Here is a 14,247-nt window from a genome sequence, read left to right as displayed (position 1 = left end):
AATTCTTAAATAACCCTTTCTTGGAAAAGATTAATATAAAAAAATCGATGGCGCAACTTACCATCGATTTTTTCCAATTATTAAGAGGTCATCTGATTTTTTACACAATAGATACAGCAACGTATTATCCTTTTACATTCGGTACGACAGTTGTGTCTGTTTCTACATACTGTTTGTCTTTTATAAAAGAAATCGCTACTAAACTGACAAGAGCGGTGAAAATCATATATAACGCTACTGGGACATACGAATCATTGAATCTTGCTAATAATGCTGTTGCTACAAGAGGCGCAGTTCCCCCTGCAACAGCTGCACCAAGCTGGTAGCCTAGCGAAATCCCGGTATTCCGGATATTTGCAGGGAAAAATTCAGAAATCATTGTACCAAGAACAGCATTAACTGATCCCCAAATTAGGCCTAATCCAATAATCGTTGCTACAAATAATAGAAGTACAGATCCTTGTTGTAACAGCCAAAAATATGGAAACGCATATAAAATGGTCATCGCAATGCCAAATAAGTAAATTTTCTTTCGACCAATTTTATCAGATAAATGACCGATAATTGGAATTAAAATAGTTGCAACTAAAGATCCTACAACAACGGCATTTAGTGCATCCGTATTATCGTAATGCAAATGTCCTGTTGCATATGACACAATAAATGTTCCAAATATATAGAATGGTGCTGTCTCGACTACTTTTGAACCCATCGCAATGAGTACGGCTTTCCAATGGTATTTTAACGTATCAACAATCGGTAATTTAATAACCTCCCCGGCTTCTTGCGCCTTTTTAAATGCAGGTGTTTCATCAATGCCTTTCCGAATCCAAAGTCCAAAAATAACAAGGAACGCACTTAATAGGAAAGGAACACGCCAACCCCAAGCCATAAATTGTGCTTCTGGTAAAAGTGTCATGACCGACATGACGAGAGAGCCTAAGATGAGTCCGATAGAAATCCCCATTTGTGGTACACTACCAAATAACCCTTTTTTATTTTTTGGTGCGTACTCAACAGCAAGTAGGACAGAGCCACCCCATTCTCCGCCTAGGGCTAATCCCTGAACGAAACGTAAGCAAGTTAAAAAAATTGGTGCCCAAATACCAATTACTTGATATGTAGGTAATGCTCCCATACCGAACGTCGAAATTCCCATTAAACTCAATGTTAATACTAATGTCTTCTTTCTTCCTAAACGGTCACCAATATGACTAAACAAAACACCACCAATTGGCCGTAAGAAAAACGCAATTGCAAACGATGTGTAAGCTATTAATAAACCGATTGTTGGATCCTCCGTAACAAAAAATAACTGATTAAATACTAATGAAGCTACAGTACCATATAAAAAGTAATCAAACCATTCAATTGCACTTCCTATTAAACTAGCAGCTAATACTCGAATATTCCCTTTTCCCATAACATTACCCCTTTCTCCCTTTTAAAATCCCCTTTGCTTTTAAGACGATGGAAAACCACAAGATGAACATGATATCACAACGATCATTTTAACCCGTTTTCCAGCAGCCTTACGTTAACGCTTACATTTTTACGTTATACACCGTGCATATATTGCTTTTTAGTCATCAGATGACCAGATAGTCATATCATCATTTTATCAGGACAAGATCATTTCGTAAATATATTTTTTCGGAAAAATTCATTTATTTTAACTAACTATATTTTTCCAACCAATTAAAAAAGATGAAGCCTCTAGTAGTGACTCCACCTTTTACCAATCCTTACATTCATTTATTTCGTATTGACATTGACATTCATATTTACCTTTGGCTCTGGTTTTGCTGTGAATTGATTTTTATCCTTTACAAATGAAATTGCAAATAAGCTAATAAATGCAGCGAGCATCATGTAAAGCGCGACCGGAACATATGAATTATTGAATTTTGCAAGTAGTGCAGTTGCAACGAGTGGTGCTGTACCACCTGCAATCGCCGCTCCCAATTGATAGCCAAGTGAAATTCCTGTATTACGAATTTTCGCTGGGAAAAATTCAGAAATCATCGTACCGAGTACAGCATTAACTGATCCCCAAATAATTCCTAGACCAATCACCGTTGCCAAAATTAGCAAGAAAACTGACCCTTGTTCTAACATCCAAAAATACGGAAATGGATAAATGATTGTTGCAAAAATTGAAAACATGTAAATTTTCTTTCTACCAATTTTATCTGATAGGCTACCAATAATTGGAATCATAATTGTGGCAGAAAGCGCCCCAATCATAACAGCACTTAAAGCAGCCGTGTTATCATAGCCTAATTGATTCGTTGCATAAGACACGATAAACGTTCCAAAAATGTAGAACGGTGCAGTTTCAACAACTTTTGAACCCATTGCGATTAATACGGCTTTCCAATGATATTTCAATGTATCGGCAATAGGAAGTTTCGAGACATCCCCAGATGCTTGTGCCTTTTTAAAAGCTGGTGTTTCGTCAATTCCAAGTCGAATCCATAAGCCAAAACCGACTAGTACAACACTAAGTAGGAACGGTACACGCCAGCCCCAAGACATGAATTGTGCTTCTGGTAACAGTGTCATAACAGACATAACGAGTGAACCTAAAATCAGTCCAATAGAAATACCCATTTGCGGAATACTACCAAATAGTCCCTTTTTATCTTTCGGAGCGTATTCAACAGCTAATAGAACGGCTCCTCCCCATTCGCCACCAAGGGCTAATCCTTGAATAAATCGCATACAAGTAAGAAAAATCGGTGCCCAAATGCCAATAACTTGGTATGTAGGTAAAACTCCCATCCCAAAAGTCGAAATACCCATTAAGCCTAACGTTAAAATCAATGTCTTTCTCCGACCAAGCTTGTCCCCAATATGACTAAAAATCACACCACCGATTGGACGTAAGAAAAACGCTATTGCAAATGACGTATAGGCAATCATTAACCCAACTGTTGGGTCTTCATTAACGAAAAAAAGCTGATTGAAAACAAGGGATGCAACGGTACCATATAAAAAGTAGTCAAACCATTCAATCGCGCTCCCTATTAAACTTGCAGATAATACTCGCACATTACCTTTCATTTAAAATTCTCCCTTCCAGTATGTTCTATATGAGGCTTACAACATGAAACGCTTTCATTAGTGAGATGGAATATTACTATTTTCATTGTATGAATCGTGTTTTTCATAGTCATCAGATGACCTGTTTATCTTATGTTGTTATATTACCATAATTTCTCAAGCTTTGTAAACGTTTTTGTCACAAAAAGTTCATAATTAGTGAAAGGGTTCACAATCAAAGTGGAATATCTACGGAATTTGACAAGTCCCATACATTCGCTAATTAAGAAGTTGACCAAACTCCTATAGAAATCCTTAATCACGTATCGTTATCGTATGTTATCATATTCCTATAATAATTTATTAAAATAGGTGCTAAAATGACGAAAAAGAAACAACCTCTACCCCCACGCAAAAAACGGTACACTCGAACAGTTCGATTACAAAAAGCGAAACAATGAGCTTCAACATATAATGGAAAAAACATCATAAAAGGGTATGCGAAATGGTTCGGTGTCGACCTTCCGAATTAAAAATGGCTGGAATCCATATAACCTCCAAAGAGAAATAGATTGCGAACCAATCTATACAAGACAAACAAAAAAGAAAACAACAAATGAAAGAGAAAAAACGTGTAGAATTAGAAGAGAAAATGGAAGGAGAAATATTTTTTGTAGCTGGTTACACTTCAAGTGATGTACCCTATGGCTTCACAATTAAAAAAGAGGAATATATCATAACGGACGTAGAAGATGACTTTCCATTTTGACTGGTCTAAAACTGTCTAATTCTAAAAATATAACCTAATACCCTAAATTATATGGATTAATACCTATTAATCGGTGTCTAAATCTAATTATGTATTAGGAGGATATTCGAGTAGATTTATTAAGGGGTCAGTAGATTGTCTAAGTCTAGTGATTTAGACATTAGTATAAAAGGTTTATAAAAGATGTGAGTTGTCTAAATCTAAGATATGTTTTATCTCTTATAAATCATTAAGGGGCGAATATTCCATATTGGTGTATTCATTCCCCTAAATTTATGAACGGAAATTAATCTAGAAATAAAAGGAGGGAAATTAAATGGCAGGAGGACGTAGAGGACGTCAAAAACGTAAAAAGGTTTGTTATTTTACAGCAAATCATATTACTTATATTGACTATAAAGACGTAGATCTTCTTAAGGAATTCATTTCTGAAAGAGGTAAAATCTTACCAAGACGTGTAACTGGTACAAGTGCAAAATATCAACGTATGTTGACAAGAGCAATTAAACGTTCACGTCAAGTTGCATTGTTACCATTTGTTGCAGAAGAAAAATAATAAATGTTAAAAGACATCCATCAAGATTTGGATGTCTTTTTTGCTTCAATTCAATAGGTTTATTAGCATGTAAATCTAAAAGTGTTTTCATATATTGCTCTCCTTTGAGTTATTTAAAAATAAAAGAGCTTAAAAAAGCATATTACATATCGGAGTGTGCCGCTGCCCCTTTATGAAGTTAGGAATATGTTGAAGAATAGCGTCGATACTTGATTTTTTTCCATATTCCAAAAATAATTAGTACAGGAACCCCCCTGTGTTAGGATAGATGTCGCATAGAACTTTAGGTATACTAGAGTAAATATGCGGAGGGAAAAAGATGACTAAAAAAATAATCAATTCATACCCAAAAGAACAAAAAGATGCAATTTTAGCTAGAATGATGCCACCTAACAATGAATCAGTGCGGAAAATTAGTGGTTATGCAGTTCCAAGTGATAGCAAAACTTCTGATAAATGGAGTAGTGAAGATAAGTTTTTAATCGTTTTAGAAACTTATACGATGAATGAATCGGAATTAGCAGAGTATTGCCGAAAAAAAGGAATATATCGGGAACAAATTGAGGCTTGGAAAAGAGTCTGTATGACTGCTAATCATCGCCACTTAGAACAATCTAAAATGGTTATTCAAGAGCTAAAAGAGGAAAAAGTACGAGCGAAAGAACTTGAAAAGGAATTACGGAAAAAGGAGAAAGCCCTCGCTGAAGCAGCGGCATTATTATTACTTAGAAAAAAGGCCCAAGCGATTTTGGGGGACCTAGAGGGCGAATGATTAGCCTTTCAGATCGCAAAAAAGCAATCGAGTTAATCCAAGAAGCAAATCGAAATGGGGCACGTTTAGCAAATGCGTGTAAAGAATTAAATATTAGTGGCCGTACGTATCAAAGGTGGATTAAAGAAGGGGATGTGAAAGAAAATCAACGTCCTTTGGCTGAACGACCAGAGCCAAAGAATAAGCTCACATTGGAAGAAAGACAAGAAATTATAAACATTGTAAATACAGATGAATATGCAGATTTACCGCCATCTCAAATTGTCCCAAAATTAGCTGATGAAGGTAGATATATGGCATCTGAGTCTACTTTTTATCGTATTTTACATGAAGAAAAAATGCAAAATCATCGAGGAAGAAGTAAAAAGCCAGTACGAAAAGTTCCTACTACTCATATTGCCACTGGACCAAATCAAGTTTGGACCTGGGATATTACTTGGCTAAAAGGCCCAGTTCTCGGATTATATTTTTATTTATATATGATTATCGATATTTTCAGTCGAAAGATTGTATTGGGAAATTTGGGAAATGGAAAGTGCTGAGCACGCACAAGAAATAAGAAAGGCAGTTTTAAACGAGAAGATAAATGGGCGACCATTAGTATTACATTCGGATAACGGTAGTCCAATGAAAGCAGCTACATTTCAGGCGACATTAGAAAAGTTAGGAATTCAAAAATCTTATTCCAGACCACGAGTAAGTAATGATAATCCTTATTCTGAAGCGATGTTTCGGACAGTAAAGTATCGACCAGAGTATCCAGAGAATGGATTTGAAAATGTTGATTTGGCGAGAACTTGGGGTATGAAATTAATTGATTGGTATAACAATGAACACTATCATAGTGGAATCAATTTTGTTACACCAAATCAACGCCACGCTGGAAAAGATACAGAAATACTTAAAAATCGAAAAGAAGTATATGAAAAGGCCAAATTAGAACATCCTGAACGATGGGCGAAAACATCAAGAAGTTGGGATCCGATTAAACTAGTGGCATTAAATCCAATCAAGGAAGAGGAGTTTATAAATACAAGTACCAAATAAAGGGGATTAAATTAGAGCCACAGCGATAGCTGCTTGCCATTGACTGTAGCGCTCGATTCTTGGTAGGCGATGGATGGGGTCGGGGGCCCCACCAGCGAAGACCTAGAATCGAATTGTCCGTGTTACAATTGCTTTGCGGGTGAGTCCTTAAGGCTGTTTTTTCGCCTGACCCGCATCCATTTCACAACACGGACAAAAGCAAAGTCAACGGTGGCGGATGAGGCATGATTTTATTATAGAGAGTTTATTACTGAAAATGCGACAACTATATTGACAAACACCGTCCTTAACTTTTCTGTCCAGTCAAGTGTATCCTATCCACTTCCTTTGCGGCATCAACTATAGTGGCTGAAAGTCATACATCAAGATATATTCCAAACTGGAGTCTTCCTGTAAAAGGAACTCTATATATCAGAAAAAGTTATACTAACCGTATTTCAGTGTATGGACAAACATTCTTAGAAGGGTTTTTCAATAAAACAGCTCCAGTAGATTCTCTTTATATTAGGGTAGCTGCACAAATACATGGTAACCCAGTTCCAGTAAAGTCACATACAGCACTATTAGGTGAAAATTCACCAGCTTTAACCGTTGACCTAGGACCGAATGATGGATCTTTAAAGTATAGTGCTGTAGGAAGTCATAATGCTAAAAAAGGAGGAACTACTTATAGCTTAACCAATACATCTGTTGATTGGTAATCTAAAAGTAAAAGTCTAGGGTAAATGTTGCTTCAACATCATTTGCCCTATTATAAATGGGGGACTTTACTTGCTGAAAAGAATCTGTTTCATTTCTTTATTTTTCATAATTGTTATTGGATGTTCAGATAAAACTGTTGAAAAAAGTGATAAAGATATTCCAAGTGACTCTACTCAGGTGGGTATGGTATTAGGATTGTATGATGAATCAGCGACTGATAGTAAACAAATGATACATAAGATTAAAGCAAATGAAGCATATACACCGGAAATTTATATTAAGAATAATTTTCCAAATGAATCCAGTTTTAGACTATTTTTTTTAAAAGACTATAAACAGTGTGAGGTTTTCACGGATGATGAAGTTAAATCTAGTTATATAGACATAAAACTAAAGCATCTTGAAGAGAAAAGTATTCAAGTGAAAATACCTTTAGTTGAAGAAGGTTTACATGACTTTATAGTAATAGCAGTTCGAGATCCCGACAATACTTTGGATAAGGAACAGTATGTTGATTCAACTCAAGTTTATTTGTCTCGAAGAGTTTCTCTTATTTCGGGGGATATAAAATCAACTGATAACATAATTTATACTCCTCTTAATTCAAATAATAACATCAATGGTCAGGATATTTATACTGAACCATTTATATCATTAAAAAGTGAAAATATAACAGTTGCATGATTAATATCAAAAGAATCTTTGAAAAGTGCATTTATTAATTTGGGTTCAAATGATAAAAAAAAGGTTTGCATTAATCTCAATACTAGGAAAAAAACAAATATCCTTGGGTAAATACAGTTTTATAGAAATTAAAGAGCCAGGTAATTTAGAAATAGAGTTAACTAATTTTCAATTTAACTCTAATAAACCTCAGAATGCAATAATAGTACTTATAGAAAACCCATTTACTACAGATGAAATAGAACTGTTAAGAGAAGATGTAAAGTTTACCAACCTAATAACAATCACACCTTAAAGACACTTTAGTGAGTGGCTTCAGATTGTCGACAAAAGGGGATGAATCCAATCCCCTTTTTTGTGATTTACTTAATGAATATAGTTTATCATCGTGCTTCTTTACTTTAAAGTATGCTGGAAGGCCAATAATTTTTTTGTGAAAATTTTTAATCGTCTCAGTAACATAATCAAAAAGTTGTTTGGGTTTTATTGACTTAACTTAGAAATTCATAGAACACCAGAAAGTTTGAAAGAATATTTATCTTGGTCCCTGAAGATGAGTTTCGTAAGTTTTCTCTTAACCGTTACGGAGAAATCACTCCTCAAATTGATGGGAATTGAACCATCTATCAAACTATTTCTATGATTATGGTTATAATTTTTTGTAAAATTTCCTCTTTCAGATGGTCATTACTCATTGTGGGATGGCAAAACATTCACGATGATAATAGAAACGGCTTGTGAATCACATATGGTAAATAACCATCTAAAAATTAAAATAAAAAGGATTGATATTCCTTTTTCAATAGTAAACTATTAATATAAAGTATTTTCTTTTCTTATTTGTTTGCAACTTTTAATGGTTGGCGGGTAACTTAGCAATATTTTAATATTGGGATAAACGCTATGCGCTCTCTTGAGCTTCTAGGAATCTCACATTTTTTGTGAATTCTATGGATCTCTTCGTGAGCGTATTTTTGCGTTTATATAAAATTCCAGAAGGGAGAGATTTACATGCAAATGTTTGAGACAGAAACTGCGGGAAGGAGATCCGCAACCTTTAATCTACCAAAAATGAAGCAAATACTGCTGCCCGCCACCATTGACTTAACTTACAGTCAATGGCATGCAACTCCGAGGCTCTGACTCTTTTCTTTAAAGAGCTATTATTTCATTAGTGGCTCTCCGATTCGCAAATGGCTCTATTGTTCGAATTTGATGGCTCAAAACTCCGCATAAGTGGCTTATTTTAATGTAAGCCCATATTTGTTCTCATAGGGTACGTATTCTCTTCTCTTAGTCCCCATATTGACAGTATCTCCGGTCTGGTGTAACTGCCACAAAAGACAAAACTTCATCTTTAAATGTATTTAAAGATGGTAGTCGTCAAGTATATCGTGCAAATCATTAGTTATTTAAGGGAACAACGAGAGTGTTAAGAAATAAATACTATATTTATGTTTTTAACAGTAATTATGAAAATGAATATTTAATATTTTGTGAACATTTTAACATTATTGTTTACAATTAATTTTGATAATTGTATCATTAAAGTGTGTTCAAAGAGAGGAGGGATTTAAGATGAAACGCAAAGAATTTGAAATTCCAACTAGAAGTATGAGATGCGGTGGTTTTAACTGTGGTTAATATCTACATTTAAGGATCAAGTATCACAAATGAGGGAACAAATCATAGGAAAGTATGATTTGTTCCCTCATATTAAAAAATATAGAAGATGCCAATTCCCAAAAGAAAAGTAATAGGGGGATAATAAGATGTACTTTAAGGAATATAACCTATATATTAATGATGAAAATAAAGTTCTTTTTGATCTTAACAATTGTGATATATATGAATTGAATGAAGAATTTTATACAAATTTCAAAAGAGTTTATAAGGGGGGATTAATTGAGGATTTTCCAGAAATAGAACAATTCATTAACGATAAAATTCAAATAAAAAGCTCCTTTGAAAAATATAATGAAAATCTTAACACTATTAAAATTAATGTAAGTCATGGTTGTAACTTAAGATGTTCCTATTGTTACGCAGGAAATGGAGATTATGGTGATAAAGGTCTGTGTATGAATAGAGATATAGCTCAAAGAATATCCTATCTTATTGACAATTATGCATTAAATGTAAATAAGTTGACTTTCTTTGGTGGTGAACCTACTCTTAATCTAAAAATTATCAAATACTTTTGTGAAAAATACCCTGACTTTACATTTTTTATACAAACCAATGGAACTACTTTAATGAATCCTAATTTTATGGACTTAGTAAATAATTATAATTTTAAAATTACCTTGAGCATTGATGGACCGCAAGAAGTTCATGATAAACAACGTATAGATGCCAAAGGTAATCCAACATACGAAAGAATAAGACATAATGTTAAGAATATATCTCCTATTAAAATTGATTCTATACAAGCTACATATACCCCTAATTCAGAACAACTTTATTCAAAAAAAGAAATTGCACAATTAATTTACAATGATTTTGGGGTAACAAATATTGCTGTAAATGATGTATGGGATGGCTCCCCACTTAAATATGAAATAGATGTTGATAAAATTGAAGAACAGTTTAATGACTTTTTAAATCCTAACCCTTACTATATGAGAACAAGAGTTGCCGATATCCTGTCTATATTTTTTTCAAAGGATGTCGATTGGTATCATTTTTGTGATGCTAGTTTATCATTAGTTTCTATAGATCCAAATGGAGATATTTGGCCGTGTCATCTTTTTGTTAAAACATCAGAGAAAATAGCAAATATTAACGATGATTTTGACTATGTTTGGAAAAAAATATCTGCATATCCTGAATTATTTCACCAAGATACTAAAGATAATGATATTTGTTCTAATTGTATCGCTAGATTCAGATGTAGAAGTTGTAAAAGAACTGAAGAAACCCCCTACAAAAAGGAACGATGTGAATTAATGAGGTTTGAAACAGTAAAAGTTCTTGATTTAATTGCGGAAAATAATGACAAGATTGATAAAATTGTCACAAGATTGGATAAAGTCATTAATATAATTTAAGCGATAAGGAATTGAATATCATTGCTAAAAAAAATAAATAAGAAACTCCTGTTTATTTATGTGTTTCTTTTACCCATCGTAGCTTTCGAAAATCCATTTAAGTCATTTGTATTTAAAGAGGTCTTTGATATCTTCGAAAATAGAAATTCAAATGATGTTACTCGCCTTGTATTAATAGTGATAATATGCTTTCTTGTATTAACGGTTGCTGATATTTTATTTGAGTCTACTGTAAACAATATGATAAGTTGTTTCATGATATCCTTAAAACAAAGAATATTTGAATCAGTTATTTATAATAATGATTTGTTACAAGAGAAAAATTCAACATCATACCTATCTTTACTACTTAATGATTTAAAAATTATTCAAACAAATTATTATGAGTCCATATTCAATATTATATTTAATTCAGTTACTCTCATAGCTTCCTTAATCGCTTTATTTTATTTAAATATTTCAATGAGTATTCTATTAATATTAGTTTTTGTCCTACCAACTTTAATTCCGTATATTACTAAAAAAAATATTAAGAAACAAACCGAAGATTGGACAAATAAAAACGAACTATATACAGCTAGAGTGAGAGATGCATTTAGTGGTATAGATACTATTAAGGGCTATGGGTTAGAGGAAAAAGTTATTGATCAGAATAATAATTATAATAGTTCTGTGGAACAAAGTTATGCAAAGCTAAATAATTGGAGAGTAGTAACAGATAATGTAGTCGGGCTGCTTGGGATTTTAGGTTTCTTTTTCGTTAATCTCTATGGAATATTAATTGCTATAAAAGGCACCATTTCACTAGGAACAGTTGTTGCTATTATACAATTGTCAAACACTGTAATGAATCCAGCGCTAACTATATTTAAAGAATATAGTAAGATTTTAACTACTAAAAAAGTTCGCGACCGTATTCAGGATGTAATTGAAAATGTTAATAAAGAAGAATCAAATGACAAGGAACCAATCAAATTTATAAACGAATTAATATGTGAAAATATTTCATATTCTATTGATGGTAAAAAAATATTATCTAATATAAATATAAAAATAAAAAGAGGTCAAAAGATTCTTATTACAGGTCCTTCTGGTTCCGGAAAAAGTACGTTATTAAGAATCCTTCAGAAAAGAATACAAAATTATTCCGGAAATATTTTCTGTGACGGAAAAGATATTAAATTTATTAATACTTTATCATACTATAAAATAATATCTATGATCAATCAAAGACCATTTTTATTTGATGATACATTACGGAATAATGTAAATTTGGGGGATAGCTTTTCAGATACAGATATCATTCTTGCTTGCTCCCGTGCTGGTTTAGATCATGTTATTTATGAAAAGGGATTAGACTATTCTGTTGGAGAAGATGGAAAATATTTATCAGGTGGTCAGAAACAAAGAATTGAAATCGCCCGTGCATTTTTAAGAAATAGGTCAATATTGTTAATGGACGAAGCTACTTCATCACTTGATAAAGAAACTGCAATTGAAATTGAACAACTAATCTTAAACGACAAGAATTTGACAGTTGTTTCAGTCGCTCATCATGTAGACTACGAATCTCTTAAACTCTATGATAATATCATTGTATTACTTGATGGACATATTATTGAAAAAGGTAATTATGAAAAAATGTCCAAAAATAGACAGTCTTATGTTCACTTTCTTTTATAAAAAATTATTAATTTTTGAGGTGGAGTATTCAAAGGGTGGATATTTAAAACGGAAAAATCCAAAAATATTTAACTACTAAATACTTTTTGGTAATTGTTAACTCCAGACCACTTCACTAAAAAATTTTGGGTGGATGAAATTGAAAAGCTCATAATAGTATTTTCGTTTATATTTACATGTTTACTCGTATTCTTACTAGTTTTTGCAGGAACATATATTGATAATTCAAGAATCGCTCTAAATAACCTTCAAACAATTTAGCAAACAATTTGAATTAAAAAGATTGATATTCCTATTTTCAAATAGTAAACTATAAATATATAGTATTTTCTTTTGTTATTTTATTGCAACCTTTTTAAGGGTTGGCGGGTAACTTAGCAATATTTTAATATTGGAATAAACGCTATGCGCTCTCTGGAGCTTCTAGGAATCTCACATTTTTTGTGAATTCTATGGATCTCTTCGGGAGCGCATTTTGGTGTCTATTTAATAAATTCCGGCTCTATAATAAATGTTGGGGTTAATAAAAGATTCAAAAAAAAGAGACACACGACTCCTAATTTCCTTTTATACTTGAATTGACAGAAACAAGTTAAAGAAAGGGAGTCGTGTGCAAATGAATAATAACATAATTATGCCAGGATTAGAAGACGTAAAAATACTAAAAGTGGAACAAATGGATGACAGATTAGCGTTGTTTGTTGAAATGGAAGCACGCACACATACTTGTCCTAGATGTGGTGCCAAAACACGACAAATTCATGATTATCGAATGCAGAAAATCAAGCATTTAAAGTGGTTTGAACGCCTCTGCTATATCTTTTATAACAAGAGACGATATCGTTGTGATGCTTGCGAGAAGAGGTTTCCTGAGAAAAACAATTTTGTGGAGCGTTATAAACGGTTTACCAAAGAGTGGAATCAGGCTGTAAACGTGAGAAGTGTTCAAGCCAAAACATTTAAGGAACTAGCTCAACAATATGGTACTTCGATTTCAACGGTTATAAGACGATTTGATGCATTTGCCGAAAATGAAGTAGGGGAAGTTAAGGAACTCCCGAGAGTAATCGCTATAGATGAGTATAAAGGGGATACCAAAGAAGGAAAGTATCAGTTAATCATCGCAAACGGAGATACAAGAGAGCCTTTGGATATATTACCGAATAGAAAAGGAAAAACAATATCACAATACTTACGAAAGTATGGGGCCAATGTAGAAATAGTCATTATGGACATGAGCCATTCCTTTAAATCGGCTGTACGAAAGGCCTTAGATCATCCACTAATTATAGCCGACCATTTTCATTTTTGTCGCTATATCTATTGGGCACTTGATAAAGTAAGAAGGCGGATTCAGTCAGATTGGAATGATTATGACCGGAAAAAGTGTAAAAAAATGAGATATGTATTTTACAAAGATAGTGCGAAACTAACCGAAAACGAGAGATGGTACCTAGATCGATACCGTGGTATGTCGAAGGAACTAGATATGGCGTATCAATTAAAAGAGGCTTATTGTGAATGGTTCAAACAAGCGAAAGAAAATGGTTCAGAAGGTATGCGTAAAACCAAAGAAGGCTTAAACACGTTTTATCAGTTAGTTAGAGATACTGGAGTGCAGGAATTTCTACGCAGCATACGGACGTTTAAAAACTGGGAAAAAGAAATTTTAAATAGTTTTATGTATAGCTATTCTAATGGATTTCTGGAAGGAATAAATAACCACACAAAGGTAATAAAACGGAATGCGTATGGTTTCAGAAACTTCAAACGAGCAAGAGCTAGAATATTGTTATCACACAAGTATAAAGGAATAGGGGTCCATCTAGGCTAGAAATAATCCCCCTTTTATTGTAGGTATGAATTTTATTTCATACCTACAATAAAAGGTCACCAAGCGAAAGCGCGGTAGCTTAACCCCAACATTTGACAAAGAACC

10 protein-coding genes and 1 pseudogene are annotated in these 14,247 nt (G+C 33.3%); 9 read left to right on the top strand and 2 right to left on the bottom strand.

The window, feature by feature from the left end:
- Window positions 1-124: 124 nt before the first annotated feature.
- The gene (locus tag BN2144_RS08260) at window positions 125-1,423 is read right to left on the bottom strand and encodes an MFS transporter (RefSeq protein WP_033827813.1); all 1,299 of its coding nucleotides are present in this window, start codon (window positions 1,421-1,423) and stop codon (window positions 125-127) included.
- Between the two features lie 332 nt (window positions 1,424-1,755).
- Entirely contained in the window at window positions 1,756-3,066 is a 1,311-nt protein-coding gene (locus tag BN2144_RS08255; RefSeq protein WP_033827812.1) for an MFS transporter, read from the bottom strand.
- Window positions 3,067-3,661: 595 nt separating this feature from the next.
- On the opposite strand from BN2144_RS08255, the gene BN2144_RS19885 reads away from it, so the two are divergent.
- The 9 genes and pseudogenes from BN2144_RS19885 to BN2144_RS08210 all read left to right on the top strand — a co-directional run bounded on the left by BN2144_RS19885 (window position 3,662) and on the right by BN2144_RS08210 (window position 14,142).
- Window positions 3,662-3,814 carry a hypothetical protein gene (locus tag BN2144_RS19885; protein ID WP_154665500.1) on the top strand — a complete coding sequence of 51 codons (153 nt, stop codon included), beginning with the start codon at window positions 3,662-3,664 and terminating at the stop codon, window positions 3,812-3,814.
- 316 nt (window positions 3,815-4,130) lie between these two features.
- A complete protein-coding gene (gene rpsR, locus BN2144_RS08250; protein WP_033827811.1) occupies window positions 4,131-4,370 on the top strand; it encodes a 30S ribosomal protein S18 in 240 nt (79 codons plus the stop codon).
- Window positions 4,371-4,749: 379 nt separating this feature from the next.
- Window positions 4,750-6,189, top strand: a pseudogene (locus BN2144_RS08240) (IS3 family transposase).
- Window positions 6,190-6,533: 344 nt separating this feature from the next.
- On the top strand, window positions 6,534-6,890 hold the full coding sequence (locus BN2144_RS08235) for a hypothetical protein (protein WP_033827809.1): 357 nt from the start codon (window positions 6,534-6,536) through the stop codon (window positions 6,888-6,890).
- A 70-nt stretch (window positions 6,891-6,960) separates the two neighbouring features.
- Window positions 6,961-7,575: a hypothetical protein gene (locus tag BN2144_RS08230; protein ID WP_033827808.1), complete on the top strand. Its 615-nt coding sequence runs from the start codon at window positions 6,961-6,963 to the stop codon at window positions 7,573-7,575.
- 49 nt (window positions 7,576-7,624) lie between these two features.
- Entirely contained in the window at window positions 7,625-7,870 is a 246-nt protein-coding gene (locus BN2144_RS08225; protein WP_139017868.1) for a hypothetical protein, read from the top strand.
- A 1,477-nt stretch (window positions 7,871-9,347) separates the two neighbouring features.
- Window positions 9,348-10,625, top strand: a complete 1,278-nt coding sequence (locus BN2144_RS08220) for a radical SAM/SPASM domain-containing protein (protein WP_033827806.1) — start codon at window positions 9,348-9,350, stop codon at window positions 10,623-10,625.
- Between the two features lie 21 nt (window positions 10,626-10,646).
- Entirely contained in the window at window positions 10,647-12,308 is a 1,662-nt protein-coding gene (locus BN2144_RS08215; RefSeq protein ID WP_033827805.1) for an ABC transporter ATP-binding protein, read from the top strand.
- A gap of 610 nt (window positions 12,309-12,918) precedes the next feature.
- On the top strand, window positions 12,919-14,142 hold the full coding sequence (locus BN2144_RS08210; protein ID WP_082195149.1) for an ISL3 family transposase: 1,224 nt from the start codon (window positions 12,919-12,921) through the stop codon (window positions 14,140-14,142).
- Window positions 14,143-14,247: the final 105 nt, after the last annotated feature.

This window comes from Bacillus andreraoultii (assembly GCF_001244735.1).
Classification (GTDB): domain Bacteria; phylum Bacillota; class Bacilli; order Bacillales; family Caldibacillaceae; genus Caldifermentibacillus; species Caldifermentibacillus andreraoultii.
The sequence above is the reverse complement of the archived record's forward strand: the minus strand, read 5'-3'. Positions and strand labels throughout refer to the sequence as shown.

Coding starts and splice junctions, on each gene's coding strand:
- BN2144_RS08260 (WP_033827813.1), bottom strand. CDS start 1,423: ATGGGAAAAGGGAATATTCGAGTATTAGCTGCTAGTTTAATAGGAAGT.
- BN2144_RS08225 (WP_139017868.1), top strand. CDS start 7,625: ATGATAAAAAAAAGGTTTGCATTAATCTCAATACTAGGAAAAAAACAA.
- rpsR (WP_033827811.1), top strand. CDS start 4,131: ATGGCAGGAGGACGTAGAGGACGTCAAAAACGTAAAAAGGTTTGTTAT.
- BN2144_RS08255 (WP_033827812.1), bottom strand. CDS start 3,066: ATGAAAGGTAATGTGCGAGTATTATCTGCAAGTTTAATAGGGAGCGCG.
- BN2144_RS08220 (WP_033827806.1), top strand. CDS start 9,348: ATGTACTTTAAGGAATATAACCTATATATTAATGATGAAAATAAAGTT.
- BN2144_RS19885 (WP_154665500.1), top strand. CDS start 3,662: ATGAAAGAGAAAAAACGTGTAGAATTAGAAGAGAAAATGGAAGGAGAA.